Annotated in this window: 28 protein-coding genes and 1 pseudogene; 13 read left to right on the top strand and 16 right to left on the bottom strand. The window is 71.1% G+C overall.

Annotation, left to right across the window (positions count from 1 at the left end; translation table 11 throughout):
- Nucleotides 1-18 precede the first annotated feature (18 nt).
- From ACFUNE_RS20635 to ACFUNE_RS20625, 3 genes are all read left to right on the top strand, one after another.
- A complete protein-coding gene (locus ACFUNE_RS20635; RefSeq protein ID WP_383569734.1) occupies nt 19-957 on the top strand; it encodes a ribokinase in 939 nt (312 codons plus the stop codon).
- Nucleotides 954-1,343, top strand: coding sequence for a D-ribose pyranase (gene rbsD, locus ACFUNE_RS20630; RefSeq protein ID WP_383569731.1), 390 nt, complete (start codon nt 954-956; stop codon nt 1,341-1,343). The genes ACFUNE_RS20635 and rbsD overlap by 4 nt, the downstream gene beginning before the upstream one ends.
- A 221-nt stretch (nt 1,344-1,564) precedes the next feature.
- On the top strand, nt 1,565-1,999 hold the full coding sequence (locus ACFUNE_RS20625; RefSeq protein ID WP_383569728.1) for a VOC family protein: 435 nt from the start codon (nt 1,565-1,567) through the stop codon (nt 1,997-1,999).
- An 8-nt stretch (nt 2,000-2,007) separates the two neighbouring features.
- Here the strand turns inward: ACFUNE_RS20625 and ACFUNE_RS20620 are convergent, their stop codons facing one another.
- Both ACFUNE_RS20620 and ACFUNE_RS20615 read right to left on the bottom strand, forming a co-directional pair.
- Nucleotides 2,008-2,808, bottom strand: coding sequence for an N-formylglutamate amidohydrolase (locus tag ACFUNE_RS20620; RefSeq protein WP_383569725.1), 801 nt, complete (start codon nt 2,806-2,808; stop codon nt 2,008-2,010).
- Between the two features lie 252 nt (nt 2,809-3,060).
- Complete coding sequence (locus ACFUNE_RS20615) at nt 3,061-3,939, bottom strand: septum formation family protein (protein WP_383569722.1); 879 nt, start codon at nt 3,937-3,939, stop codon at nt 3,061-3,063.
- A gap of 483 nt (nt 3,940-4,422) precedes the next feature.
- On the opposite strand from ACFUNE_RS20615, the gene ACFUNE_RS20610 reads away from it, so the two are divergent.
- Nucleotides 4,423-4,923, top strand: coding sequence for a DUF1772 domain-containing protein (locus tag ACFUNE_RS20610; RefSeq protein ID WP_383569719.1), 501 nt, complete (start codon nt 4,423-4,425; stop codon nt 4,921-4,923).
- 36 nt (nt 4,924-4,959) lie between these two features.
- Here ACFUNE_RS20610 and ACFUNE_RS20605 read toward each other — a convergent pair whose 3' ends face one another.
- Entirely contained in the window at nt 4,960-5,439 is a 480-nt protein-coding gene (locus ACFUNE_RS20605; RefSeq protein ID WP_383569716.1) for a hypothetical protein, read from the bottom strand.
- A 317-nt stretch (nt 5,440-5,756) separates the two neighbouring features.
- On the opposite strand from ACFUNE_RS20605, the gene ACFUNE_RS20600 reads away from it, so the two are divergent.
- Nucleotides 5,757-6,722 (top strand): aldo/keto reductase, encoded by a 966-nt coding sequence (locus ACFUNE_RS20600; protein WP_383569713.1) that lies wholly within the window; start codon nt 5,757-5,759, stop codon nt 6,720-6,722.
- A gap of 77 nt (nt 6,723-6,799) precedes the next feature.
- Here the strand turns inward: ACFUNE_RS20600 and ACFUNE_RS20595 are convergent, their stop codons facing one another.
- Nucleotides 6,800-7,213: a hemerythrin domain-containing protein gene (locus ACFUNE_RS20595; protein ID WP_383569710.1), complete on the bottom strand. Its 414-nt coding sequence runs from the start codon at nt 7,211-7,213 to the stop codon at nt 6,800-6,802.
- A 299-nt stretch (nt 7,214-7,512) separates the two neighbouring features.
- On the opposite strand from ACFUNE_RS20595, the gene ACFUNE_RS20590 reads away from it, so the two are divergent.
- A complete protein-coding gene (locus ACFUNE_RS20590; protein WP_383569707.1) occupies nt 7,513-8,532 on the top strand; it encodes an alpha/beta fold hydrolase in 1,020 nt (339 codons plus the stop codon).
- A gap of 121 nt (nt 8,533-8,653) precedes the next feature.
- Here ACFUNE_RS20590 and ACFUNE_RS20585 read toward each other — a convergent pair whose 3' ends face one another.
- Together ACFUNE_RS20585 and ACFUNE_RS20580 are read right to left on the bottom strand one after the other, a co-directional pair.
- A complete protein-coding gene (locus ACFUNE_RS20585; protein ID WP_383569705.1) occupies nt 8,654-9,454 on the bottom strand; it encodes an SAM-dependent methyltransferase in 801 nt (266 codons plus the stop codon).
- A 210-nt stretch (nt 9,455-9,664) separates the two neighbouring features.
- A complete protein-coding gene (locus tag ACFUNE_RS20580; RefSeq protein WP_383569702.1) occupies nt 9,665-10,537 on the bottom strand; it encodes an alpha/beta fold hydrolase in 873 nt (290 codons plus the stop codon).
- Nucleotides 10,538-11,051: 514 nt separating this feature from the next.
- Between ACFUNE_RS20580 and ACFUNE_RS20575 the strand changes: the two genes are divergently transcribed.
- Nucleotides 11,052-12,065 carry a hypothetical protein gene (locus ACFUNE_RS20575; RefSeq protein WP_383569699.1) on the top strand — a complete coding sequence of 338 codons (1,014 nt, stop codon included), beginning with the start codon at nt 11,052-11,054 and terminating at the stop codon, nt 12,063-12,065.
- 44 nt (nt 12,066-12,109) lie between these two features.
- On the opposite strand, the gene ACFUNE_RS20570 is transcribed toward ACFUNE_RS20575, so the two are convergent.
- Nucleotides 12,110-13,459, bottom strand: a complete 1,350-nt coding sequence (locus ACFUNE_RS20570) for an MFS transporter (RefSeq protein ID WP_383569696.1) — start codon at nt 13,457-13,459, stop codon at nt 12,110-12,112.
- A 47-nt stretch (nt 13,460-13,506) separates the two neighbouring features.
- Between ACFUNE_RS20570 and ACFUNE_RS20565 the strand changes: the two genes are divergently transcribed.
- Nucleotides 13,507-14,826 (top strand): GntR family transcriptional regulator, encoded by a 1,320-nt coding sequence (locus ACFUNE_RS20565; RefSeq protein ID WP_383569693.1) that lies wholly within the window; start codon nt 13,507-13,509, stop codon nt 14,824-14,826.
- A gap of 291 nt (nt 14,827-15,117) precedes the next feature.
- Here ACFUNE_RS20565 and ACFUNE_RS20560 read toward each other — a convergent pair.
- Both ACFUNE_RS20560 and ACFUNE_RS20555 read right to left on the bottom strand, forming a co-directional pair.
- A pseudogene (locus ACFUNE_RS20560) lies at nt 15,118-15,504 on the bottom strand (VOC family protein); the annotation flags it as partial.
- 78 nt (nt 15,505-15,582) lie between these two features.
- Nucleotides 15,583-16,914: an MFS transporter gene (locus ACFUNE_RS20555; RefSeq protein WP_383569690.1), complete on the bottom strand. Its 1,332-nt coding sequence runs from the start codon at nt 16,912-16,914 to the stop codon at nt 15,583-15,585.
- Nucleotides 16,915-16,985: 71 nt separating this feature from the next.
- On the opposite strand from ACFUNE_RS20555, the gene ACFUNE_RS20550 reads away from it, so the two are divergent.
- A complete protein-coding gene (locus ACFUNE_RS20550) occupies nt 16,986-17,981 on the top strand; it encodes a GlxA family transcriptional regulator (protein WP_383569687.1) in 996 nt (331 codons plus the stop codon).
- A gap of 7 nt (nt 17,982-17,988) precedes the next feature.
- Here ACFUNE_RS20550 and ACFUNE_RS20545 read toward each other — a convergent pair whose 3' ends face one another.
- The 3 genes from ACFUNE_RS20545 to ACFUNE_RS20535 form a co-directional block, all read right to left on the bottom strand.
- A complete protein-coding gene (locus ACFUNE_RS20545) occupies nt 17,989-18,645 on the bottom strand; it encodes a YceI family protein (protein ID WP_383569684.1) in 657 nt (218 codons plus the stop codon).
- 266 nt (nt 18,646-18,911) lie between these two features.
- The gene (locus tag ACFUNE_RS20540) at nt 18,912-19,322 is read right to left on the bottom strand and encodes a VOC family protein (RefSeq protein ID WP_383569681.1); all 411 of its coding nucleotides are present in this window, start codon (nt 19,320-19,322) and stop codon (nt 18,912-18,914) included.
- Nucleotides 19,323-19,396: 74 nt separating this feature from the next.
- Nucleotides 19,397-19,756 carry a helix-turn-helix domain-containing protein gene (locus tag ACFUNE_RS20535; protein WP_383570306.1) on the bottom strand — a complete coding sequence of 120 codons (360 nt, stop codon included), beginning with the start codon at nt 19,754-19,756 and terminating at the stop codon, nt 19,397-19,399.
- Nucleotides 19,757-19,874: 118 nt separating this feature from the next.
- Between ACFUNE_RS20535 and ACFUNE_RS20530 the strand changes: the two genes are divergently transcribed.
- Nucleotides 19,875-20,255: a hypothetical protein gene (locus tag ACFUNE_RS20530; protein WP_383569678.1), complete on the top strand. Its 381-nt coding sequence runs from the start codon at nt 19,875-19,877 to the stop codon at nt 20,253-20,255.
- A 299-nt stretch (nt 20,256-20,554) separates the two neighbouring features.
- The gene (locus ACFUNE_RS20525) at nt 20,555-20,863 is read left to right on the top strand and encodes a hypothetical protein (RefSeq protein ID WP_383569676.1); all 309 of its coding nucleotides are present in this window, start codon (nt 20,555-20,557) and stop codon (nt 20,861-20,863) included.
- A 227-nt stretch (nt 20,864-21,090) separates the two neighbouring features.
- Here the strand turns inward: ACFUNE_RS20525 and ACFUNE_RS20520 are convergent, their stop codons facing one another.
- Both ACFUNE_RS20520 and ACFUNE_RS20515 read right to left on the bottom strand, forming a co-directional pair.
- Nucleotides 21,091-21,318: a hypothetical protein gene (locus ACFUNE_RS20520; protein ID WP_383569673.1), complete on the bottom strand. Its 228-nt coding sequence runs from the start codon at nt 21,316-21,318 to the stop codon at nt 21,091-21,093.
- Nucleotides 21,319-21,571: 253 nt separating this feature from the next.
- Entirely contained in the window at nt 21,572-22,345 is a 774-nt protein-coding gene (locus tag ACFUNE_RS20515) for an IclR family transcriptional regulator (RefSeq protein WP_383569670.1), read from the bottom strand.
- A gap of 113 nt (nt 22,346-22,458) precedes the next feature.
- On the opposite strand from ACFUNE_RS20515, the gene asnB reads away from it, so the two are divergent.
- On the top strand, nt 22,459-24,000 hold the full coding sequence (asnB, locus tag ACFUNE_RS20510; protein WP_383569667.1) for an asparagine synthase (glutamine-hydrolyzing): 1,542 nt from the start codon (nt 22,459-22,461) through the stop codon (nt 23,998-24,000).
- Between the two features lie 116 nt (nt 24,001-24,116).
- Here asnB and ACFUNE_RS20505 read toward each other — a convergent pair whose 3' ends face one another.
- Both ACFUNE_RS20505 and ACFUNE_RS20500 read right to left on the bottom strand, forming a co-directional pair.
- Nucleotides 24,117-25,028 carry a hypothetical protein gene (locus ACFUNE_RS20505; RefSeq protein ID WP_383569664.1) on the bottom strand — a complete coding sequence of 304 codons (912 nt, stop codon included), beginning with the start codon at nt 25,026-25,028 and terminating at the stop codon, nt 24,117-24,119.
- Nucleotides 25,029-25,120: 92 nt separating this feature from the next.
- On the bottom strand, nt 25,121-25,387 hold the full coding sequence (locus tag ACFUNE_RS20500) for a hypothetical protein (RefSeq protein ID WP_383569661.1): 267 nt from the start codon (nt 25,385-25,387) through the stop codon (nt 25,121-25,123).
- Nucleotides 25,388-25,561: 174 nt separating this feature from the next.
- On the opposite strand from ACFUNE_RS20500, the gene ACFUNE_RS20495 reads away from it, so the two are divergent.
- On the top strand, nt 25,562-26,188 hold the full coding sequence (locus ACFUNE_RS20495; protein ID WP_383569658.1) for a proteophosphoglycan 5: 627 nt from the start codon (nt 25,562-25,564) through the stop codon (nt 26,186-26,188).
- Nucleotides 26,189-26,245 lie beyond the last annotated feature (57 nt).

The raw sequence follows: 26,245 nt of genomic DNA, 5'->3' as shown, positions 1-26,245 counted from the left end.
ACGGAAGGCACGATCCAGATGTACGGGAACGATGAATCCGCGGCCTCCGCGCCCTCCCGCTACGACCTCCTGGTCGTCGGCTCGGCCAACGCCGACCTGGTCGTCGGTGTGGACCGCCGCCCCGGGCCGGGGGAGACGGTGCTCGGCTCCGACCTCGCCGTCCACCCCGGCGGCAAGGGCGCCAACCAGGCGGTGGCCGCCGCCCGCCTCGGCGCCCGGACGGCGCTGCTGGCCCGGGTCGGCGACGACGCCCACGGACGGCTGCTGCGCGCCTCGCAGCAGGAGGCGGGAGTCGACACCGGCGGAGTCCTCGTCGGCGGGGCACCCACCGGTGTCGCCCTCATCACCGTCGACCCCTCGGGCGACAACAGCATCGTCGTGTCCCCGGGAGCCAACGCCCGGCTCACCCCCGGGGACATCAGGGCCGCGGGGCCCCTGTTCGCCTCGGCCCGGGTCGTCTCCGTACAGCTGGAGATCCCGCTGGACACCGTCGCGGAGACGGCGCGCGCCCTCGGTCCGGGCGCGCGCCTGGTCCTCAACCCGTCGCCGCCCGCACCCCTCCCCGACGAGGTACTGGCCGCGTGCGACCCGCTGGTGGTCAACGAGCACGAGGCGCGCTTCATCCTGGGGGAGAGTGCCGGCAGCTCGCCGGAGTCCTGGGCGCGGGCACTCACCGCGCTCGGCCCCAGGTCGGTGGTGATCACCCTGGGCGCGGAGGGCGCGCTGGTCTCCGACACGCGTGGCGGAAGTCCCGTACACCTGCCGAGCCCCCGGGTCGAGGCCGTGGACACGACGGGTGCGGGTGACGCGTTCACCGCGGCGCTCGCATGGCGGCTCGGCCTGGGCGAAGAGCTGACCGAGGCCGCCGCGTTCGCCGTACGGGTCGGCGCGGCAGCCGTCACCAAGCAGGGCGCGCAGGCGTCCTTCCCGACCGCGGAAGAGGTCTCGGCACTGTGAAGAAGTCAGGCATCCTGAACCGTCACCTCGCGGGAGCCCTGGCCGGACTCGGCCACGGCGACGGCGTCCTGATATGCGACGTGGGCATGCCCATCCCGCCGGGGCCGCAGGTCGTCGATCTCGCCTTCCGGGCGGGGGTCCCGTCGTTCGCGGAGGTCCTGGACGGGCTGCTGGACGAACTGGTCGTGGAAGGCGCCACGGCGGCCGAGGAGATCCGGGAGGCCAACCCGGAGACCGCCCGTCTCCTGGCCGCCCGTCTCCCGGACCTGGCCCACGTGTCGCACGAGCGGCTGAAGGGACTCACCTCGTCCGCCCGCCTGGTGGTCCGCACGGGAGAGGCACGGCCGTACGCCAACGTGCTGCTGAGGTGCGGCGTCTTCTTCTGACGTCACGTCCCCGCCGAACTCCCGTGACGGCCCGGGCCGTTTCCTCTAGGATCGCTCTCGTGACTGCCGGGTCGGCCATGGGCCACGTACGAGAGCGCTGCCCGGCCGCTGCGTGAGTGCGCGGCGGGCTCGAGCCCCGCCGCCCTGTCGTGTCCTCCCGCCCGGCGCCCGTACGCGGCGCCCCCTCCCAGCGGAATCCACGACACGGAGACGTGACAGACATGACCCGCACACAGCAGCAGGACACGGACCGCAGCCGGCAGGGCGTGGACGTCGTCCAACTCGACCACCACGCCGTGTACGCCAGCGACCGCAGCCTGTCGGCCGAGTTCATCGCCGCGGTCCTGGGCCTGGAGGTCGGCTCCCCGTTCGGGCCGTTCCTCCCCGTCGACCTGGGGAACGGCGTGACGCTCGACTACTACGAGCTGCGGGACGAGCCGGTGCAGTCGCAGCACTACGCCTTCCTCGTCCCCGACGCACAGTTCGACACCATGATCGCCCGGCTCCGCGCACTGGAGGTCACCCACTACGCGGATCCCCGGCACACCGAACCCGGGCAGATCAACCGCCTCTTCGGTGGTCGGGGTGCTTATTTCAAGGACCCGGACGGCCACAACATGGAGATCATGACCCGGCCCTACGCCAGGCCCAGGTAGCCGCCTGGTCAGAGGTCCCCGAGGCTGTCCACCAGCACGGCCAGTGCCGAGGCAAGCGTGCCGAGCCCCGGCCCGGCCGGGCCGCCGGGCTCGGTCATGTAGAGGTCGCGCCGGATCTCGATCATCAGCGCGGAGACCCGCGGGTCCCTCCCGTAGTGCTTCAGCGGCACGTACGTACCGGGGAAGGGGCTGTCGAGCCCCGTTCCGCCGAATCCGGCGAACGCCGCCTCCGCCCGGGCCAGAAGCCCGGGCGGAGTGTGGAAGCCGTCGGTGCCCAGGCAGACCGGAGGGCGCGGACCGGCGCCGTGCAGTTCGTACGGGAGCGCGGTGGACGGATAGGAGTGGACGTCGATGACGACCGCGCGTCCCGTGGCGGCGAGGCGTCCGTCCACGGCCGCGGACATCGCCCCGGCGTACGGGTGGAACCAGCGGTCGAGCAGAGGCTCAGGCTCCGCACCTGGAGGGCGGAGCCGCGCCCGGTGCGTGGTGCGGGTGTAGACGGCCCCCATGCCGACGGCCAGCATCTCCTCCCGGTCGTCGGGGAAGCGCTCGGGGTCGACGACCAGCCGGGACAGGCCGTTGACGAAGCGCCAGGGTGTCACCGCGCACTCCGTGGACGCGCCGGCGGCCAGTTCGGCCGTGTGGGAGTCCGTGATGTGGTCGAGTTCGCCTTCCAGCGCCTCGTCGTCCAGCACGATGCCGTGGCGGACATGCTCCGGGATCGTCCGGGAGGAGTGCGGGACGTGGAGCACCACCGGCGATCCGGGGGCGCCGGGCACGAGCTGGAAGGGGGAGGCGTCAGGGCTCACCGCTGGTCCTTGTCCGTAGGGAAGGTGTCCGTAGGGGAAGGCGGGGACCGCCCGGTCCGGACATCCTCGCGTGCGGGCCCGGACATCCTCGCGTGCGGACCGGGGCGCCTCTCCCGCCCTGCCGGACATCCTCCCGTGCGGGGCCGGACATCCTCGCGTGCGGACCGGGGCGCCCCTCCCGCCCTGCCGGACATCCTCCCGTGCGGGGCCGGGCAGTGCCTGCCCGGCCCCGCCGGGGGTCCGTCGTCGGGGTCAGCTCGCCCAGACCTCGGCGTCGTCGGCCGGGACGGTGGTGGCCAGCTTCAGTTCCTTGCGGGCGGCGACGGACTTCTGCGGGTCGATGCCCGTGAACGCCATGTCGTACGCGATGTAGAAGTCGTCGGTGCTGCCGGCGGAGGCGGCGTCCTCCCACGCTTCGGCGGTCTCCCCGAGCTGGGTGCGGAGCTTGACGGTCTCCGGCTTGTCCACGCTCTTCAGCGAGGCGAGATGGGCGTCCAGGGCCTTGGAGACGGCCTTGGCCTGCTTCTTGTAGCCGGGCAGGTCCTTCTCGATCTGGTCGGCCTCGGGCTGGTTGTTCCAGAACGCCTGGTACACGGCGTCCGCACCCTTGAGGTAGGCGAGCTGGTCGGCATTGAGCGACGTGTCCTTGAGCGAGCCGGAGAACGTGCCCGACTCCTTGGCGTACGTGCAGCTCACGGATCGGTCGCCGGTCCCCCAACTCACCTTGGTGGGGTAGTAGATGAAGAGTCCGACGCCTTCGGGGACCGCCCAGGGATCGGAGACGAACTTCTGCGTCTCCGGAGGGCAGCCCTTGTCGGCGATCTTCGACAGTTCGTCGTCCCCGGGGTACTCCGACTTCCCGTCGATGGAGAACTCGCCGACGACCTGGCCCTTGTGCGCCTCCGTGCACGGCACGACCTCGACGCTGGACTCCTCGCTTTCGGCCACCCCCGCGTTCGGGTTGTAGCAGTCGCCGGGAGTGAGCGAGAAGACCGACCGCTGACGCACGACCTTCTTGGCGCCGTCCTTGGCGCTGTCGATGACATCGGCACAGCCCACCGCGCCGATCGCGAGAAGGGCTACGGCGGCGGAGATGTGGCGTGCTGGGCGGGACGTGACACCGGAAAACATGACGTGGGCATCCTCAAACGGAAGAACTGCGAACAGGTGTGCGCATCGTATGGCATAAGTGTGACCGTGCTGTGTGCGGGCGTTACCGGAACGGCACTCCGCCCTCCGCGCCCCGCCCTCCGTGCCCGGCCGGGGGCGGTCCGCCCCGGGAGGTCAGCGGGCGGGGCGGGCCCGACGCCAGGTGGGGCGGGTCGTGCCGGAGGAAGTAGCCGCGACGGGGTCGAGGGCCTCGTCCCGGACTGTCCGTCCCGCGCGTGGTCCGGCCCTCTCCGGGCGTCCGGGGCAAGCGGGCCGTCGGTCGGTCGCAACGCCGACTGACCTGACGAGAAGCAAAGCTGATAGATATTCAGCGCAGTGCGCACGCCAGCCCCATGCGGTGTTCCGCCGAGGTGGCCCTGGGTGCGGTGGGCACGATCACCGGCCCCCGGCGGGGCCGCAGTCCGATACGTCGACCGAGGCCGTGGGGCCGGAATCGGAGCACGCATGAGAACACTGCTGACCACGGCGCTCCTCGCCTCGGCGGTGGGCGCCGCCCTGATGGCCGGGCTGTTCTGCGCCTTCGCGTACGCCGTCATGCCCGGCCTCTCCCGAGGCGAGGACCGTACCTTCGTCCAGAGCATGCAGCACATCAACAGGGCCATCCTCAACGGCTGGTTCCTCCTCCCCTTCCTGCTGCCCCTGCCCCTGCTCGTGCTGGCCACCGTCCTCGCCGCGAAAGGGCACAGCCCGGGCGGCCTGCCGTGGATCGTCGCGGCACTGGCGCTGTACGCGGCGGCGTTCCTCGTCACCGGCACCCGGAACGTCCCGCTCAACGACGCGCTCGACAAGGTCCCGCTCGACGCGGGCGCCGACCTGCTCCGGGACGCGCGGGCAGCGTTCGAGGACCGCTGGGTCAGGTGGAACACCGTCCGCGCCGTTCTCCACACCGCGTCCCTCGGCGCGCTGCTCTGGGCGCTCCACCTTCACGGAGCGTCCGCAGGGTAGGCGGGCTCTTGGGGGCGGACGCACGGCCCGGGCGGCTCAGGCCGCGACGGCCATCTCCCGCCCGGTGAGGGCGGGGGTCCGCGACGGCGCGGCGGCCGGGACGAAGACCACCAGCCGCAGCACCGCGAACCGCCCGACCCCCGCCACCGCGGACGCCGACAGGTACACGCCCTGTTCGACGAGCGCGGACGGTGACTCCTGCACGGCGTGCAGCACGAGCAGGGCGCCGGTGGTGAACGCGTAACTCACCGCCACCGTCAGCCCGGACCGCAGGTGGACCCGCCAGCCGCCCTGTGCGCTCCGGAAGGAGATCCGGCTGTGCAGCTCCGTCGCGATCACCGTGGACACGACGGTGACCACGGCGTTGGCGAGGGCCAGCGGTACCCGCTCGCCGAGCAGCACCAGCGCACCACTGGCTGCCAGGCCGACACCGCCGCCGCACACGACGAACCGCACGAAGGCCGAGACGAGCGGACGGGTGGTGCGCTGCGTCGGCAGGTGCGCTGGGGCGGTCACGGGAGAGCCTCCGGGATGGGTGCGTAACGGTGTTCCGATTCCACCCCACAACCTAGGGACGACGCGTCCCCCGGACGATGCAGCCAGGCCCCGACTTGTCTGGGGGGTATCCCCCAGGGGGCCATGGGGGTCAGCAGGCTCGCAGCGGCCGGGCGCGCGTCACACCTGAGGCGCTCCGCGCCGCGTGGCGTGCGCCCCCGACGCGGGCCGGAAGGCGCTCCTCGTGCCCCGGGAAACCGGGTGACCGGGTCGCCCGGCTCGCCTATCGTCAACCTGTTTCCCCGACGGGAAGCACTGTCACGAGGTGGAGGACGAGCGTGCGTTATCGCGAGCTGGGGCGTAGTGGACTACGGGTGTCCGAGATCGGATACGGCGCCTGGGGCATCGGTGAGTCCAGTTGGGTCGGGGCGACCGAGGACGAGTCCGTACGCGCTCTGAACCGGGCCGTCGACCTCGGGGTGAACCTCATCGACACGGCCCGCGGATACGGTGAGAGTGAGCGCATCGTCGGCCGATTCGTCCGTGGACGGACCGGCGACGAGGTACTGGTCGCGACCAAGGTGCCGCCGAAGAACAGGACATGGCCGGCGCACGACGGGGTGGACCCGGACGACGCGTTCCCCGGCGGACACATCCGTACGAGCCTGGAGACCAGCCTCCGCGCGTCCGGCCTCGACCACTTCGACGTACTGCAGTTCCACGTCTGGAACGACGTATGGATCGGCCGCGGCGACTGGCTGGAGACGATCGCCGAACTGAAGCAGGAGGGCAAGATCCGCCTGTTCGGCGTCTCCGTCAACGACCACCGGCCCGATACCGCACTCGCACTCGTGCGCAGCGGGGTCGTCGACAGCGTGCAGGTCATCTACAACGTCTTCGACCAGGCCCCCGCCGACGAATTCCTGCCTGCCTGCCAGGAGCACGGCGTCGGCGTCATCGTGCGGGTGGCACTGGACGAGGGCGGACTCACCGGTCGCATCACCGCCGGCACGACGTTCCCCGAGGGGGACTGGCGCAACCGCTACTTCCGCGGCGACCGTCCCGCGGAGGTGGAGCGGCGGGTCGCCGCGATCGTCGCGGAGCTGGGCATCGCCCCCGACGAGATCGCCGAGAACGCGCTGCGGTTCGTGCTGAGCTCGCCCGCCGTCTCCACGGTGATCCCGGGCATGCGCTCCGTCCGCAACGTCGAGCGGAACACCGCCTTGAGCGACGGCCGAGCCCTCACGCCCGATCAGCTCGCTGTCCTGGCCGAGCACCGGTGGCAGCGCAACTTCTATTCCTGACCTACGGATCGGCCGCCCGCGGGCCGCCGGCCCGCCCTCCGCTGATCGGCGGCCACCCCCGCGCCCGGCCGCCCGACTCACGGGAGTCCCAGGCCGCCGGGCGCGTCCGGGTGCGCCGCCCGCCACGCCGCAACGGAGCGGTCCCACTCCTCCCCGGAGAGCGCGGTGAGCGAGGCGGGGAACAGGCCGTCCTCCTCCTTCGCGATGTGCCGGTGCAGCTCGTCGACGGCCTCCCGGAGCTGTACGACGTCCTCGGCGCGGCCCGGATCGACACGGCCGAGGACCGCGGCGAGCTCGCGGTGCTCCCGCACCAGGGAGCCGATGTGGCCGGCGTACTCGGGGTCACCGCCCATCACCGCGAAGAGCCCCTCCTCCTCGCCCCGCCAATGGGCGAGGAGGTCCCGCCCCATCCGGGCGACCAGCGCCGTGGCCGGCCCCGGATCCCCGCGGCCGAGGGCTCGCAGGGCATCTCCGGCCGGCTGGTCAGCCACCTTTACCGGTGGAGTGCGCAACCACGGCGCCCGGACCCGCCACGGCCCCGCACCGCCGAGGTCCAGCACGCACGAAACCGTGCTCGCCGCAGGGGCGTTGCCCCCACTGGTGGTGCCGCGACGAGCACAGGGCGCGTCTGCCGGTGGGACCGGCGCACGCGTGTTACGAATGCCGGGGCACCGGATGGCCGCCCCGGACCACACCCGGGCGCCGCCTGAAACGTCCCGGTAATCCGCTCGGTGCGGGAGCTTTCTACCCTCGCTCGGGAATCGTCGGAGCAGCAGACGGAGGCGGTGCCGTGGCCGGCGCACCAGTACGCGGACGACAGACCGAGCACAGCGTGGGGCTGTCCCACCGGATCATCCACGGCTACCGCCGTGCCTATCGGATGGCGGGGGAGGGGCCCGTCATCCTGCTCATCCACGGCATCGGTGACTCCTCCGCGACCTGGGCGGACCTCATCCCCGAGCTCGCCCGCCACCACACCGTGATCGCCCCGGACCTCCTCGGACACGGCGCCTCGGACAAGCCCCGCGCCGACTACTCGGTGGCCGCGTACGCCAACGGCATCCGCGACCTGCTGGGCGTCCTGGGCATCGAACGCGCCACCCTGGTCGGCCACTCGCTCGGCGGTGGCGTGGCCATGCAGTTCGCCTACCAGTACCCCGAGCGCACCGACCGGCTGATCCTGGTCAGCGCGGGCGGCGTGGGACGGGAGGTCAACCCCGTGCTGCGAGCGGTGTCCCTCCCCGGCGCCGACCTGATGCTCTCCACGCTGCGCCTGCCCGGCATGCGCAGCCAGGTCGGCTTCTTCACCCGGCTGATCAAGCTGCTCGACACCGACCTCGGCCAGGACGCGGGCGAACTGATCGACCTCGTGGACGCCCTTCCCGACGCCACCTCCCGCAGCGCCTTCGTCAGCACGCTGAGGGCGGTGGTCGACTGGCGCGGCCAGGTCGTCACGATGCTGGACCGCTGCTATCTGACGCAGGGCATGCCCACCCTCCTGCTGTGGGGCTCGCGGGACAGCGTCGTCCCCGTGGACCACGCCTACGGCGCCCACGCGGCCATGCCCGGCAGCCGCCTGGAGATCTTCGAGGGTGCCGGGCACTTCCCCTTCCACACCGACCCCGTGCGTTTCCGCGCCCTGGTCGAGGACTTCATGGCCACCACGGCGCCCGCCGACTGGAGTCAGGAACGCTGGCGCGAATTCCTCCGAGCCGGCCGCCCGGGCAACAGGGACGGTGAGCCGGACCCGGCGTTCGACCGGGCGGTGGAGCGCGACCTGCGGGAGGCGAGCGAACGCAGCGCGACGTGAGGGAGTCGAGGGCGGCCGTCGCGCCATTCCACGATGGCCAGCCGTCGCGGCACTCCACGACGGCAGGCCGTCGCGGCCGCTCGTCGGGTGCGCCCGGGCGCACCGTGGTGGAAGGTCTCCGTCACCCCTTACGGGCGACCGCACACCACATGGGCAGAGCATCGTCCGGGACGTCGGACGGCCCGGGGCGCCAGCGCGTCAGGGTGACCACGCCCGGTTCCAGGAGCTCCAGCCCCTCGCAGAAGCGCTCCACCTCCTTCCGGGTGCGCGGGGTCGCGGAGGCGTTGCTGGCGGCGCGCTCGTTGTAGATCCGCATCGACTCCGCGACCTCGGGGGTGGTGACGTCCACGGCCGGGTGGGACAGGACGAGGTAGCTGCCCGGCGCCAGGCGGTCCAGCAGGCGCCGGGTGATGTCCCACGGGTCCTCCGCGTCCTTGATGTACTGCAGGATCGCCACCAGCATCAGACCGACCGGCCGGCTCAGGTCCAGGGTGCGTGACGCCGCGTCGAGAATCGCGTCCACGTCCCGGGCGTCCGCCTGCACGTAGTCGGTCTGCCCCTCGGGGCCGCTGACCAGCAGCGCCCGCGCGTGGGTGAGCACGATCGGGTCGTTGTCGACGTACACGACGCGCGATTCGGGGGCGGCCTGCTGAGCCACCTCGTGCGTGTTCTCAGCGGCGGGGATGCCCGTGCCGATGTCGAGGAACTGACGGATCCCGGCCGTCGCGAGGTGACGCACGGCGCGGCCGAGGAAGGCCCGGTTGGCCCGCACCGACGGCACGATGGTCGGATTCGCCCGGGCGGCGAGATCGGCCGCCTCCTGGTCCACCGGATAGTGGTCCTTGCCGCCCAGCCAGACGTTGTAGACGCGGGCGGGATGCGCGTTCGCGGGATGGGGTGTGGGCAGCGGGTATTCGTTCATGGTTCGTCACCTCGTGCGGCCAAGACGGCCCGGTCGGACTCGTGTTCGGCCACGTTACCCCGGTGATCACTCGCTGATCACCCATCAGCGGGGCACACGGGCAGGCCACTTCATGCGGACACCTCCGGCCCGGGCGGAGACCGCTGTCCGGTGCCGGAGGTGGTGCCGACGGCGGCCGGTGCGCCCGGCGCGCGCACGGGGGTCTCGGTGTCAGTGCCCGGCCGTGTGGTCCAGGACGGCGGCGGCCAGCGGAGCGAGGATCTGCCGGGGCAGGGCGTGGCCCATGCCGGGGATCTCGACGAGCCGGGCGCCGCGCACCACCTGGGCCAGATGCTGAGCGTGCGGCGGAGGGAAGACCGGCTCCGCCGGTGCGGAGATCACCAGGGTGGGCACCTCCGTGGTGGCCAGCTCCTCGGTGCGGTCCATGCCGGCCGTGTCCGCCCGGCCGTGCGCGGTGCTGGTGGCGTAGTGGCCGGTGTGCTCGATGATCTTCCTCTCCGAGGTGCGTGCACTCTCGGCGTCGAAGGGGATCCGCTCACCGCCCAAGGCCCGCCAGTGCGCGACCCGGCGGTCCAATTCGGCCTCCAGGCCGTGATCCTCGACCGGAAGGGCCCACATCTCCAGCACGTGGGGAGCGACGCCTGGCAGGTCCCCGGACGGGAGGAGCGTGCCGTCCGGGCGGGTGTACGGGGTGGAGCTGAGCGCGCACGTCCCGATCAGGGTGGCGCTCAGCAGGCGGTCCGGGTGGTCCGCGACGAGCAACTGGGCGAGCATTCCGCCCAGGGACAGGCCCACGACGTGGGCGCGATCGACGCCCAGGGAGTCCAGGACCGCCACGGCGTCCTCGGCGAGGTCGGTGATCGCGTACGGCTGCTGGTCGAACGCCCAGGTGGAACGCCCGGTGTCCCGGTGGTCGTAGCGGATCACGCGGTGGTGAGCCGCGAGTCGGCCGACCAGTGCGTCCGGCCAGCCCAGTCCGGAAGCCTGTGCCCCCATGATCAGGAGGAGGGCCGGGGCGTCGGACGGCCCTTGCTCCTCCACCCACAGACGCACACCGGGCGCCGCGTCGACGAAGTGCTCCATGGTGATGCTCCTTCGGGAGAATGTCTGAACGATACGTATCGTCTCGCCATCGGGTCAACCGCAACCCGTACGTCCTCGTGCCGCACGGGGGGCCCGGCGGATTCCCCTCCAGGTCGTCTACAAAAGCAGCGACTTCCGGAGCACCACCACGTTCAGCGCCTTCGACAAGCCGCCGGGTGTGCGGGCCCCGGCTGCGGACCACGTCTTGGGCTCTGCGGACGCCGGGTAGCCGCCCCTGCCGCGGGGGCCAGGGCTTGCCGGCGAGGCAGCCGTGCCCACCCCGGGGCCGAGGCCCGGACATGGAAGTGGCGGAACGCCGGAGCCTGACCGGGGGCGGCTCCCGGGTCCAGGAACCGAGTCGATGTCGGCTCTCCGGATCCCGGTCATGCGCGCTCGGGTACTTGTCTCCCACCTGACGACATGTCACCCTTTGGGGATCGGCTCACTCACCCGCGTGGCGCATCGGGGGGCTGCACCTGTGGCAGGAGACCTTCCCGACCGGTTTCCGTCGGACATGACCTCTTTCGCCGTGCTGCGGCTCTTCGGACTGCGAGCGACCGGTACGACGATCTCGTGGAAGTTCACGCGCTTCCTGCCGTCCTTGTCGGTCCTGCTGCTCCCCGTTCCGGTAGCGGTGATACATCAAGTCGCCTTTGCCACGCAGACTCCGAATGCCCGTTCCTACTACATGTGGATCTTCTTCTACACGGCAGTCGACTTCTGCGTGGTCCTGCTCCAGTGGATGGGATGCCGTGCGTTCCTCGCCATGACCGGGTCCTTGGACCGTATGCTCACCGATGCCGGCCGCACGGCCGTACGCGGGTGGATCGATCGCGGTACCGCTCTGAGCCGCCAGTACGCCTACATGGCCGTCGGCTCGGTCGCCGCGCTCGTGGTCCTCTTCGCGCTGACCCGCGCCGAGCGGGTCACCCAGCACCTGTACGTGGACCTCGCCTCGTATCTGACGGTGGCTATCACCGGAGCCGCCGCTGCCAACAGCGTCTACTGGATCCTCAGAGCTGTCAGGCTGGCTCGGATCGTCACGAATGTCCGCCACATCAAACTGCTCTGGTTCGCACCGGCGAAAACCGTGGGCATCGAGAGGATCGCCCGTTGGTACCGCTTCGTGGCTCTGCTGGCGGCGGCGGGTGTGACCCTCGCCTTCGTGCCCGTCATACAGGTGTCCAGGATGTCTCCCGGTAACACTCTGCTGACCGTGACGAAGTGGACCCTTGCGGGCGTGTTCATGGCGACGATCACTCTCTTCGCCCTGTACTCGCAGTGGCGCCTCTCGGCTGCGGTCGAACAGGTGCGTGCCAAAGTCATCGAGCGAATCGAACAGGCCCTCCCCGCAAGGGCACCCGCACGGGCTGCTGAGGTCAGCGACGAGGACGCCCGGATCAACGACCTCCTCTCCTACGTCCTCGCAAGTCCGACCACGGTGGTCAACGGTCAGACCCTCGCGTCCACACTGCTCGCGATGGTCACGGGTGCCATACCGTTCGTCGTCACGCTGCTCGCCCGCTGAGCGCCTCCGGGATCGGGTCCGATCCCGTCCGGTCCGGTTGCGGTTCAACTTCCGTGCGTACGCGTCCGCGTGGGCGGGGTTGGTGATGCGCCGGGAGGCCGACCGGGGCATTCGGCCGTGCGGGTCTTCGTCGTGCCCTCGCTCGGTGCGGCGTCCGGTGGGGCGGGCGGCCTGACCAGTCGGTGCTGGGCCAGGCAGGCCGCCACGAGGGTGGCGCCGAGCACCGGCCAGGCGAACGGCCCCGCGCTCACGGCGGCCCCGACGACGATGGGGCCGAGGCTGCGCTGCGCCGACTGGGCCAGGCCGTGCACGCCGAGGTAGGCGCCCTGCGCCTCCCCGGGGGCCAGGGCGACGGAGAGTTCCCATGAGGAGAGGGAGTGCAGGATCTCGGCCAGCGTGAAGGCGACGGCCGCGAGGAGGACGGCCCCTGTGGCGAACCAGGGGCCGCCGCCGGCCGAGGCCGCGAGCGTCACCCCTCCCGTCAGGAACGCGGCGCCGATCGGGACGAGGAGACGCCGGGCGGCCGCCCTCGACGCCGCGAAGCGGGAGAGGGGGACCTGGAGCGCGATCACCAGCACGCTGTTGAGTACGAGGACGAGCGGTGCCAGTCCGACCGGGGCGGTGGTGGCGTGGACGATCCACAGGGGGAACCCGACCTGGAGGATGCTGTCGTCCAGGAACAGCCAGATCTCCGACCCGGTGAACGCGAGGTAGCGACGGTCCCGCCAGGGTGTTGCCGTCCCGGCCCGGGAGAGCGGGGCGTCGGGCCCGGTGACGATCCGGCTGGGGGCCGACGGCTCGGCGCATCGCAGGGTCAGGGCTCCGATGACCACGTAGGAGGCCACGTTGGCGAGCAGGAGGGCCTGGTAGGAGGCGGTGGTGCCGACGGTGAGCGCGGCAGCGGCTCCGGCCGCACCGACGGCCCAGCCGATGTTCACGGCGGTGCGCTGGATCGCCTGGTACCGGATGCGGTGAGGGCCCGCGACACGAGCGGCGAACAGCTTGGTCAGCACGCTCGACGCACGGTCCGGCAGCGACCCCAGCGCCGAGAACAGCACCAGCAGTACGTAGTCGTTCGTCGTCAGCAGGGCCAGGAGGGCCGCGCCTCTGGCCAGTTGGGCGATGACCAGGATGCGGGTCACGGGAAAGCGATCGGCCAGCCGCCCCGCGAGTGGGGGCCCGGCTATGCCGAGGATTCCGGAGAGTCCCATCAGCATGCCGATCTGACCGACCGACAGGTGCGCGACGTAGAGGAAGTAGAGCGTCGCTGCCCCGGCCCAGAGCCCCGTGCCCACCTTGTCGATGACGGCGACGACCAGCATCCGCCGTCCGTCGCGTCCGCCCGGGACGGCAATGCGCCGGGCCAACGGCACGCGGCTCCGCGTCGGTTCCATCGGAATCCCCCTTGACATGAACTTTGTATCGGTACAAACTGTGCTCTGTGGCAGAACAATATGGGATCACGGGCGGTACGGCCAGAGAGATTTCCGCTTCCGTCGAAAGCCGCGTGGCCGACGGGGCGTTGCGGCCGGGCGCCTCACTGCCTCCCGTGCGGCGGCTCGCTGAGGGGCTGGGCGTGAGCGCGGGGACGGTCGCCGCGGCGTACAAGGAGCTCCGCGGCCGTGGAGTGGTGGTGACCCTGGGCCGTGGCGGCACGGTGGTGGCCTCCGTCCCCGCGGTCACCTCGCGCCGGCCGCCCCGGGTGCCTGCCGGGCTGCGCGACCTGGCGGGCGGCCATCCTGATCCCGCCTGTCTGCCGGTGCTGGCCCCACCGGCCAGGGTGGAGCCCGTGCCCGGATCTCACCGCGCCTCGCCGAGGCTCGCCCGGCTGGAGGACGCCGCCCGCGCCTGGTTCGCCCGCGACGGAGTGCCGACGGGCTCGGTGAGCTTCGCCCACGGCGCTCTGGACTGCATCGCCAGGCTGCTGTCCACCGAGCTCAGACCCGGGGACGCAGTGGCCGTGGAGGACCCCGGCTTCCACCACCTTCTCGACCTCGTGCCGGCGTTGGGCCTGCGCATGCTGCCGGTGGCGGTGGACGAGGAGGGCATACGCCCGGAGATGCTGCGCACCGCGCTGCGCGCGGGAGCCCGGGCTCTGGTGTGCAGCCCCCGGGGCCAGAGTCCGCTCGGCGCCCGCTTCACCCCTGGCCGGAGGGAGCAACTCCTCTCCGTGCTGCGCGACTTCCCGGACGTACTGGTCGTGGAGGACGACCACAACGCGGACATCGCCGGTGCGGACGCCGTCACCCTCGCATCCGGCGGTCTGCCCCACTGGGCCCACGTTCGTACGGTGTCCAAGCACCTCGGGATCGACCTGCGCTGGGCAGCCCTGGCCTGCGACCCCGCCACCCTCGCGCGTCACGACGGAAGATTGTTGCTGACTTCCGGGTGGGTCAGCCACATCCTCCAGACGACCGTCGCGGACCTCCTGACCGACCCGGCGGTGACCCGGCTGGTGGCCGAGGCGGCCCGCACCTACACCACCCGTCGCGAAGCCCTCGGCGCGGAGCTGGCGGGGCACGGCATCCCGTCCCACGGGGTGAGCGGCCTCAACCTGTGGGTGCCGGTCCGGGACGAGTCGGCCGTCGTCAACGGGCTGCGCACCAGGGGCTGGTGGACCGCGGCGGGAACCCGATTCCGCATCGCCTCCGCACCCGCGGTGCGCGTCACCACCGCAACCCTCACTCCCGCGGAAGCGGTCCATCTGGCACAGGACTTCGCGGAGGTGCTCTCGGAGTCACAGGCGGTCTACGGCGGCTAAGGGCTGTCCGGCGGTGTCCGGAACTCAGTGAGGTTCGATCGACTCAGGTCACCGGGGCCTGTGAGGAGCGCCGCTCAAGGTTCGGTGAGACCACGTTCGTCGTGACGCCCGGCCAGCCAGGTGACGCCCGGCCAGCCAGGTGACGCCCGGCCAGCCAGGTGACGCCCGAGGTCATGGCCGGGATGCAGGCGCCCGGCCGGTCGGCCGGCCCAGGACCCCACCGGATGTGGTCCTGGCCGAGCCGTCCTCGTCCGGTCGGGGAGGTGGTCCGAAAGAGGCGGTCTGGTCCCGCGGTGCCAGCGTGCGCAGGACGTCGAACTCATTGCCCTCCGGGTCGGCCATGACCACCCAGCTCCGATCGGGGCCCTGGCCCACGTCCGTCCTCGTGGCGCCGAGGCCGAGCAGCCTGGTCACCTCGTCCTCCGTGCTGCCGTCGATCGGGCTGACATCGAGATGAAGCCGGTTCTTGCCGGCCTTGCCCTCGGGTACGCGGATGAACACCAGGGTGGGCGGCATCTGGCGGGCCCGGACATCCTCGACGGTGGGAACCCAGGAGCCGATCTCGACCTTGCCCTCGTCCCGGTCGATCACCTTGAAGTCCAGGACCTCGCACCAGAAGGCCGCAAGCCTCTCCGGATCGTGGCAGTCGACGGTCAACTCGGTGAACCTGCTTGTCATTCTTCTCCCAGATAGTGCGGACAGGGCTCAGCGTAGGTCGCTTGCTCGACAGATCCGAGAACTTTATGACCGGGCACATCAACCCGCCCTGCCGGCCTTCTCCGCCGGAGAGCCGGGCATCGTGCGGCTGACCGGCCGGCCCACCGTCCGGCCGGGGGAGCGCCGCACGAGCAGCGACAGCAGGGCCGCCGCCGCGCACAGTGCGCCCAGGGACATCCACACGGGAGCGTACGTACCGAAGGCGTCCCGCGCGGCTCCTCCTCCGTACGCTGCCAGGGCGGCGCCGATCTGGTGGGCCGCGCCGACCCAGCCGAAGACGATCGCGCCGTCGTCGCCGTAGAACTCACGGCACAGAGCGATGACGGGCGGGACGGTGGCCAGGTCGAGCAGTCCGAAGGCGACGACGAAGGCCGACATCGACGGCTCGACCGTGGCGCTCATGAGCAGGGGCAGGCACATCAGGAGCAGGCCGCGCAGGGCGAAGAACGCGGCGAGCAGCCGGCGGGGGTCGGAGCGGTCCGTGGCCCACCCCGATGCGACGGTGCCGATGACGTTGAATACCCCGATCGCCGCGAGCAGCGACGACGCGGTGGTGGCGGGCATGCCGTGATCATGGGCGGCAGGGGTGAAGTGCGTCCACATGATGCCGTTGGTGGACGCTCCGCAGATCGCGAAGGCACCGGCGGTCAGCCAGAACGGGCCGGTGCGCGCCGAGGCGAGCAGCACGGACACCGCCCTGCGCCCCGCACCCTCGGTGGGTGCGGGCCTCTCCGCCTTCCGGCCGGCGCCGTAGGCCGCGAGGCCTACATCTGCGGGGTGGTCCCGCAGCACGAGCCACATCAGCGGTGCGGTGGCGCACGCCGCGAGAACCAGGCTGACGAGGGACGGGCGCCAGCCGTGGTGGTCCACGGTCCAGGAGAGGGCGGGAAGGAACACCATCTGTCCGAAGACGCTGCCGGAGGCGATGAGGCCGGTGACCAGTCCGCGACGGCGTACGAACCAGCGCTGGGCGACGGTGGCGCCGAACGCCGTGGCCATGGAGCCGGTGCCAAGGCCGACGAGCAGGCCCCAGTACAGGGTGAACTGCCAGGCCGTGGCCATGACGGTGGTGAGTCCGGCCCCCGAGGCGATGGCGAGGAGGGCGACGACGACGACCCGGCGCATCCCGAAGCGGTCCATGAGAGCGGCTGCGAACGGGGCGGTGAGACCGTAGAGGATCATGTTCACGGACGCCGCCAGGCCGATCGTTCCCCGGGACCAGCCGAATTCCCCGTGCAGGGGGCCGGTGAGCAGACCGGGCACCGTCGAGAAGGCGCCTGCCACGACAACGGCAAGCAGCGCGGCGCCCGCGACCCACCAGGCTCGGTGGCCGAAGCGGTCACGGGGCGTCGGCGTGGTGACTGTTTCCATGCGTTCGATCGTCCGTGCGCCCCCGCACGGCAACCACTGGCCACATGGACCACTTCTGCAAGAATCTGGCCATGGCGAGGGACAGTGACAGGCACCAGGTGGTCGTGCTCGTGCGTCCGGGACTGATTCCCATGGAACTCGGCATCGTGCACCGGCTCTTCGGGCAGGCGGTCTCGGCGTCCGGCGACCCCTTGTACGAGGTCGTCACCTGCACGCCGCGGCCCGGTGTCGTGCCGACGGACACCGACTTCACCATCAACGTGGCCGTCGGGCCCGAGGCGCTGGACCACGCGGACACCGTCATCGTGCCGGCCGCGCAGGAGGACTACGAGCCGCAGGAACGCGGGCGGATCGGCGTCGACGTGGCCGACGCGCTGACCCGTGTCCCCGAGACCGCGCGGGTGGCGTCGATCTGCACCGGCTCCTTCGTCCTGGCGGCGGCGGGTCTGCTCACCGGGCGACGGGCCACGACGCACTGGAAGTCGTGCGAGGAGTTCCGTGCGCTCTACCCGGAGGTCGAGGTGGACGCCGACGTCCTGTACACCGACGACCGCGGGGTCCTCACCTCGGCGGGCGTGGCGTCGGGCATCGACCTCTGCCTCCACATGATCCGCACCGACCACGGGGCGGAGGTCGCCAACACGGTCGCCCGCGGCACCGTCGTACCCCCGCACCGGGAAGGCGGCCAGGCCCAGTACATCGAGCGCCCGGTCACCCCGCCCCAGCAGTGCTCGACCGGCCCGGCCAGGGAGTTCGCCCTGGCGCACCTCCACCGCCCGCTGACACTCGCTGAGTTGGCCGACCGGGCGTCGATGAGTGTGCGTACGTTCAACCGGCGTTTCCGGCAGGAGGCCGGGCTCACCCCCGTGCAGTGGCTCATCCAGCAACGGGTCGACCGGGCACGCCAGTTGCTGGAACGGACCGACCTGCCGGTCGACAGGATCGCCGCCGACTCCGGCTTCGGGACCGGCACCGCCCTGCGGCAGCACTTCCGTGGGGCGCTGGGTGTGTCGCCGCGCGCCTACCGCAACACGTTCAGGGGCGCGTCCGGCGGCCCGGTCGGCTGATGCGAAGTCAGACGGAGCCGGGGGTGCGGATGGCGGCGATGTCGAACTGCAGTCGGAGCCTCTCGCTCACCATGGCGCCGCCCTCGGCCAGCCGGGCGTTGTAGGTCAGGCCCCAGTCCGATCGGTTGATGGTCGTGGTCCCGTCGAAGCCGACACGCTCGTAGCCGAAAGGGTCCGTGACGTAACCGATGTAGGTGAGGTCCAGGACCACGGGGTTGGTGATGCCCCTGATCGTGAGGCCGCCGGTCATGCGGTAGACGTCCTTGCCGATGAGCTGCACGGCGGTGCTGACGAAGGTGATGCGCGGGTGCTTCGCGGCGTTCAGGAAGTCGCGTCCGACCACGTGCGCGTCACGCTGCTCGACGCCGGTGTCGACACTCCCGGAGGCGAGCGAGATCTCGGCCCGGGATCGCGCCGGATCGCGCCCGTCGAAGTAGAGGCGGCTCTCGTACTCCAGGAACGCGCCCCGCACCGTCGTCACCATCGCGTGCCGCACGGAGAAGCCGATCCTGCTGTGCGCGGGGTCGATCATCCACTCCCCGCTCAGCGCGGCCAGGCGGGGATCAGGCAGAACCGCGGTAGCTGCGGCCGCCGGGGCGGAGATCGACTCCTCCGGACGGGTCTCCGGACGGCGGAGCAAGGAGCTGCGGCTGAAGAGGTTCATAAGGCATGTTGTTACCCGCGCGTAAGGAGGGCTCGCAACCCTTGATCAACGAACCCGACCATCCCGGAGTGAACCTTCACACGGTGAATCACCGGCGCTGCGCGGGTGGTGAGACGCGAGGCCCCGGGCGTGGGCCGGCGGGAGCGGCGAGCGGACGCCCGACTCCTGCGGCGAGGAAGGGCAGACGTCGGCGGACCGTCCGCGGCGGGGTGTCCCGTACCGCCGGCCTGTCGCCGCTTCGATCAGACGGTGTCCGCCCCCGGCTCTCAGCCCTTCAGCTGGGTGAAGCGGAGGTGGTTGCCGAACGGGTCGCGCAGGCCGCAGTCGATCCCGTACGGGCGCTCCGTCGGCTCGTCCGTGAACTCCACACCCCTGGCCAGCAGGGTCTCGTACGTCTTGCGGCAGTCGTCGGTGGTGAGGATGAGTGCGGCGCCCAGCGCGCCCTTGGTCAGCAGGTCCCGGACCTGCTCGGCCGTGTCCTCGGACATCGCCGGGGGGCCGGGCTTCTCCAGCAGGACCTGGCGGTCGGGATGGCCGGGGACGCTGACCGTGAGCCAGCGCATGAAGCCCATGTCGACGTCGGCGTTGACCTCCAGGCCGAGCTTGCCGACGTAGAAGTCGAGGGCCTCGTCCTGGTCGAGGACGAAGATCTGTGAGTGCGTGATTGCGTTGAACATGTTCTTCACGCTAGCCGCCGGGGCCGGTGAGAACTTATCCAGAACTGCTGAGTCCAAGCCCGGGGGAGGAGCGCTCAGGCGCTCGGCCGCGTCCACGCCTTCGTGAAGCACGTGGGTACGTTCATGGCTGCCGCTTCCTTGCGGTACGTCCTCGGTGAGCGGCCGACGATGTCGCGGAACGTGCGGCTGAAGGTGCCGGTGCTGCCGAAGCCCACCTCGTAGCAGATGTCCGTGACACTGCGGTCGCTCTCCCGCAGCAGGAACATCGCACGCTCCACGCGGCGGCGCTGAAGGTAGCGGTGCGGAGTCTCGCCGAACGTGGTCCGGAAGGTGCGGGCGAAGTGTGCCGGTGAGACGTGGGCGATCCGGGCCAGGGCCGGGACGTCCAGTGGCTGCGCATACGCTCGGTCCATCGCGTCGCGCGCGCGAAGCATGCGGCGGTTGGTGTCCTCGACGGTGCTGCTCACGGCACCATCCCACCACAGAGCTCCTCGCCTGCCGCGTCACTCATGGCCTGACGACTCTGTCGTACCCCCTAGGTACGCTCGGGCCATGAGCGTCTCCCTCTACTGTTGTGCGAGCCGGTCGCAGCCCCCGACGGAGGCCGAGGCGGCCGCTGTCGAGCGCATCGTCGCTGCTCACGTGGCGGCCTTCCCGTATCAGGACCAGGAAAGTCTGTACCTGTACGACGTCGATGACAGCCGACCGGACGAGATCATTGCCGGGTCCACCAAGCTGCCACTCGATCCCGGCCGTGTGCTGCCGGTGCTCGACCATGTGCTGGGTTCGGTGACCGAGTTGCGCCGTGCTCTGCCAGGAGCGGAGTGGCGTGTGCACATGGACGACCTCGACGTCCCTTGGGACGAGACCGACGGCTACGCCTTCCCCGGCATGCGCGATGCGGATCTCGCGGCCGAGCTGGGCGGCCTCTGAGGCCTCGTGCCTCGGCACACCCCGCCCAGGGCTGTTCCGCCCGTACACCGGGTTCTTGTACGACGTGCACAAGGCGTCGCCATCGGCTGAGCTCGCGGGCGGCCATCGAGAAGTGGTTCATGAAGCCGTCTCCCCTCTGACGACGGCGAGCGGGGCAGCGACACCGAGACCGTTCGGATCCTCACGGTTCCCCCCGGTCGAGCAACTGTGCGACCTATGATCTCGGCATGTTGTCTCCGAACGGCCGTGCCGACCGGCGGGCGAGTGGTGTGCGGTCTGCCGTTCGGACGCCTTCCTGGGTGGATCGTGTGATCACCGTGCTCGCGTGGTGGTGGGCGGCCACTCCTCTCATCCTGCTGATCCCGGTCATCGCACATGTGAGGGGAGCTCCGGAGGTACGGGAGCAGTTCGGCAGGATGTTCGGGTCGGCGGCCCTGATCAGTGCGGTGGCCGCGCCGGCCATGGGGTTCGCGCTGGCGCTCGTGCGGCATCGACCGCAGGCGCGTCGGCGCTTCGCCGTCATGGGGGCCGTGTCCGCTGTGCCGGTTCTCTTCTTCTGGGTCTTCGGAGTGCTGCTCGCCGAGTGCCCTGACGGCAGTCACTGTTAGGCCGCTTCCCAAGGACGGCCGCCGCGGTGGAACCGGTCAGCCGGAGCCCTGGTTCGTGAAGCCGCGATCGGTTCTGTGCGCCGTATGCCCCCACCCTGTGAGGCGGGGGCATACGTGATGGCACTGCCGGCCATCAGACAGATCAGCTCCTGGGCCACGGAGCGGCTGATGCCGACGCGTGGCTGCTCGACCCTGTCGTGCGACCTGCCTCGCGTTCGCGATGTTCGTCAACCCAGCAAAACGTCGTCATCGCCGAGACGCTTGAGCTCGCGGTAGAGGATCGCCAGACCGGTGGCGACCTTGGCGGCTGAAATGACGGCGTCGACCAGCCGCAGGGTGTCGCTCTCCTCGCGCGCCATCTTGGCTTGCTTCACGACGCCCAACGCGCCGAACGCAGTGGTACCGAGCGACAGGTACACCCTGGACCTGGTCTTCTTCTTGGCTGCTGCACTCATGGTGATGGAACCTCCTTGAGTGGCGGGTACCCCGAGACCGGCACAGTGATCACCTCGTCCGCTACGCCTCTGAAGAGCCCTGTGGCAGTAGGTGAGCTCGCACGGCTCGGCATGCCGCTTCTCCGACCTGGTCTGCCCACACGGGGAGTGGTGCGGAGGTGCGGGGCGAACATGTCTGCCGCGAGGCGCTCCAGCAGGCGGCAGCACGAAACCGGCCGCTCAGGACAACGACAGCAACAGGCGTCGACCCCTCTCAGGCGGTCTCCGGTCCGGCCCCGTTGAGGCGGGCCGACAGCCGGTGAGCGGCGGCGACGACCGCGTCCACCACGCGCGGCACCGCGTCGGGCGGCAGCCGGAACACGGGTGCGGAGACGTTGAGCGCAGCGATGACGTCGCCCCGGTGGTCGTGCACCGGGGCGGCGACCGCGATGAGCCCGGGTTCCATCTCCTCGGCGGCCACGGCGTAGCCGCGCGCCCGCTCCGTACGCAGCCGCTCCAGCAGGGCCGGCACATCCCGCGGCGCGGCGTCCGTGCCGGGCAGGCGAGCACCCTCCCCGGTGACCAGGAGCGTCTCGACCTGCTCGTCCGGGAGCCCGAACAGCAGGGCGCGTCCGGCGGAGGTGCAGTTCAGCGGCGAGGTGCGGCCGACCCACTCGTGGGCCTGGAGAGCGCGCGAGGTCCGCTCGGTCAGGACCGTCACCACACCGTGCCCGGACAGCACCGTCAGGTACGCGGGCTCGCCCACCTGGTGCACCAGCTCGCGCAGAACCGGCGGCGCCTCGTGCTGCAGCCGGTCCTCACCCGCCGAAGCGGCCAGGGCCAGCAACTGCCAGCCGATGCGGTAGCGCAGGCCGCGCGGATCCCGTTCCAGGAATCCCTCCTGCGCGAGGACCTTCAGGGTCCGGGACACCTGCGTCTTCTCCCGGCCCACGGCCTGGGCCACCTCCTGGACGCCCATGGGGCCCTGCCCGAGGACGCGCAGTACGTCCAGCGCCCGGTGCACGCTGCTCAGGTTCTCGCTCGCCATGCCGCCAGTCTGCGCGCTGCGTGCGTATGCAGCAACTCTCATTGTTCTGATCGCACGGCCAGCCCCTAGGGTCGACTGTCATGTGCGGAATCGCAGCAGTACACAGCGCCCACGTGGACATCGGCACCGAGTGCGTCGGTTCGCCGGCCCGGCCGGCAGGAACCGGTACGTGGGCGGAGGACATGCTCGACCGGCTGGCCCACCGCGGCCCCGACGACCGAGGAACGCGAACGGTCGGAGACCACACCTGGCTCGGACACCGCCGCCTGTCCATCGTCGACCTCGACGGCGGGCACCAGCCCCTCGGCGGCACGAACGGCGACGACGACTGGTCGCTCGTCTGCAACGGCGAGATCTACAACCACCAGGCGCTGCGCGACGAGATGCCCGCGACCGCGTTCGGCTCCTCCTCCGACTCCGCGGCGGCCCTGGCCGTGCTGCGTACCGACGGGCCCCAAGGCCTGCACCGGCTCCGCGGCATGTGGGCCCTGTGCGCGGCCACTCCCGGCGGCCGCTTCGTCGCCGCGCGCGACGCCGTCGGCATCAAGCCCTTGTACTGGGCGCGCACAGCCACCGCCGTGCACTTCGCCTCCGAACTGCGCGCCTTCGTGCCCGAGGTGCGGCCATGTGCCGAGATCTTCCCGCCCGGCCACTGGTGGACGCCGCAGGAGGGCCTGCGACGCTTCGCCGAACCGGTCCCCGCTCTCAGCACGACGGCGGACTGGAGCGCGATGCCGCGGCAGGTCGTCGAGAAGGCCACGTTCGAGTCCGTCGCGGACTCGGTGCGCAGGCACCTGATGGCGGACGTCGAGGTCGGTGTCTTCCTCTCCGGTGGTCTCGACTCCGGCGTCGTCGCCGCGGTCGCCGCGGAGCTGTACGCCCGACAGGGCCGCACGCTCAAGACCTTCTCGGTGGGCACCGAGGACTCGCCGGACCTGCTGGCCGCACGGGAGACCGCGGCGTTCCTGGGCACCGAGCACCACGAGGCGCTGCTGGACGCCGGCGCGGCGCGGCGGATGCTCGACGACGTGGTCGTGTGCGTGGAGTCCTTCGACGCCAGCCTCATCCGCAGCGCGGTTCCCAACTGGTTCCTGTCCGAACTGGCCTCGCGGCACGTCAAGGTGGTGCTGACGGGCGAGGGCGCGGACGAGCTGTTCGCCGGTTACGGCTACTACCACGAGCACCACGCCGCCCCCGAGGAGCTGGACGCCGAGCTCCGGCGAACGGTCGGTGCGCTGCACGGGCTCAACCTCCAGCGCTGCGACCGGGTGACCATGGCCCACGGCCTGGAGGCCCGCGTGCCCTTCCTCGACCACGACGTCATGGCTCACGCCATGTCCCTGCCCGCGCACATGAAGGGCCTTGAGGCGGACGGCATGGAGAAGGGCCATCTGCGCCGGGCCTTCACCGGCCGGCTGCCCGACCACCTGCTCTGGCGCCGCAAGGAGCAGTTCGGTACGGGCAGCGGCGCGGAGAGCCTGCTCAGCCCCCTGTGGGACACCCGCATCACGGACGAGGAGTTCACGGCTGCGGCGGCGCGGGAGGGCGCACCGGAACTGCGCAGCAAGGAGGAGCTCGGCTACTACCGCACCTTCCGGAGCGCCCTGCCCGGCATCCGCCCGGGCGCGGTACTCACCCGCTTCGCGACGGGATGAGGGGGCCGGGGCGCAGGTGGACGGCCGGGCCCGACCCCGCGCCGACGGCTCGGTGACCTGCTCCGCAGGCGGGACCGCGCCCTGCGAGAACCCGGCCGTCACCGGTCCCGACGTGCTCACCGGTCCGCGGCAGCGGCCATCCACAGCTCCATGTCGGTGAGGATCAGCCGGCCCGGCCGCTGAGCGGCCGTGTCCGGGACCACGGCCCGCACCACGGGCTGGTCGCCCTTCTCGACGGTCACCTTCGTGCCGTCGAACTTCGGTGACTCGTCGCGGACGACCGACTGCAGCTCCGCTTCCAGATCCTGGGCCGCCGCGTCGTCCTTGACCACGAAGCAGAGCACCTCCGTGTTCTTCGCCGCCGAGGAGGCCTGCTGCCCCAGAGCGGCCAGGCGCACCGGATTGGAGGAGCTCAACGGGTTGAAGTCGGCGCGGTACACGTCTTCCAGGCACTCGGCCGCGCGACGGAACTCCTTGTTGTCGGCCAGGGAGGAACCGTCCTCCGGATCGACGGCGGACATCGGATCGGAGTCCCGCAGGGAGTAGGAGATCTCGTTCTCCGCGACGTGGAGCGAGGGCCCCGAACCCTCAGGACGCCTCCAGACCTCTTGGCCGTCCTTCTCGCTCCGCGTATAGCCTTCGCGCGTCAGCGACTTGGTGATCGCCGAAGCGTCGAACGAGCCTTTCCAATGACCGGCCTCGTCCGTGTCGACCGCGGTGTCGATCTGGGACACCCTGAACTGCGCTCCCAGCGGACTGGGTTCGTGCGGACTCAGCATGACGCTGCTCGGCTCCGAGATGGACGTGAAGCGTTTCGGGTCGCCCTTGCCCAGCTTCCGTACAGCGGCCACGTCGAGGAAGGACACCTGCTTCGTACTGCTGTCGCCGGCAAGGTTTCCGAGTCCCGAGAGCAGCTGTGAACCGCCGCCACCGTCGTCGGAGCCGGAGGAACAGCCGGTGACCGCGGACAGAAGGACAGTGGCGAGAGCAACGGCCCCCAGGGCCGTTCCGCGTGCTGGTATGCGCATGATCCGGCAGCGTATACCGGCGGCCGGCGGAGGGCATGGCGGCGCAGCAGCCCGTACAGGAGCCCGGCAGGCCCGCCTGACTCGGGCAGATGTCAGACGAGCGGAGAGAGCTTCTTCGCCGTACTGCAGTGCTTGGTCCGGCCGTGCCGCCACAGCTGCACGGCGGTCAGTGTGAGGAGCGCGGCGAACACCAGGAGGAAGACCCCCGCGATCACCGTCTGCCGCCCGCCCGCCGCCGAATCGTCGAGGGAGAGCAGACCGAGTGCGGAGAGGAGCATCCCCGCCACGTACACCGAGCGGACGCGCCGTAGCTGCCGCACCGCACGAGGAGCAAGAGCAACACGCTTCACGAGAGCCATGCTGAGTTCGTACCCCCTGTGAGGACGATAAGACGTCGAGTCGCCGGGCAACTGCTCGACCAGGGGCGCACGGTGGGTCGCCGATCCGGTCGGGGACGGGCATCAGGTGTGGCGAACGCCGTTGTCCGGGCACCAGTAGGGCTGACCGTCGTTCGACCACATGAGGAGCCGACCGTGACGCTGGTGCAGCTCGACCTTCCCGACCCGCCGGCACTGCGCGGGCGCTGGGCGGCGCTCGCCGCCGTGCATGCCGCCTCAGGGCACGGCGAGCAGTGCCGGGCACTCCCGCCGGTCTGGCACTACGACGACGGACAGGGCAGCTGGGCCGATCTGCACCACCTCGACGAGGGGCGCGCGGTACTGCTCGGGCAGGACCGGAACGACTCGGAGACGTACTACGCCGAGGCCTCCGACTTCTACGAGGAGAAGGAGACCGACCTGTTGGCCGGTGCGCCCGACTGGTGGGAGCCGCCGGTGCGCAGGGTGCGGGAGGCGCAACTCTTCCTCGGTTTCGTGTACGGCTTCGACGGCAGCATCTGGCAGCGCGCGGAGTACGAGCTCGACGACGGGTTCGCGAGTGTGCGGCTGCCGGCGCTCAGCGACGAGCGGACCCGTGAAGCGGTCCTGGCCGCCACCCCGCGCACGGCCGACGCCGGCACGCCCGGACCGGCCGAGGAGTCCGTCGACGCGTTGATCGCCGCTGGTGCCGAGGCCGATTCCGCCCTGGTTGCCGCTGTTGTTCCCATCGGGTGGGACACGCATTCCGGGGCGGAGGCGGCCCGCGCGTTTCTCCAGGGGTGACCGGCCGGAGGTGAGGCCACGGGCGTGACCCGGGTGTCGCCCCTGCTTCCGGAGGCT

Origin of the sequence: Streptomyces sp. NPDC057287, from assembly GCF_042667905.1 — a bacterium.
GTDB lineage: Bacteria > Actinomycetota > Actinomycetes > Streptomycetales > Streptomycetaceae > Streptomyces.
This window is presented reverse-complemented; position numbering and strand designations above follow the sequence as displayed.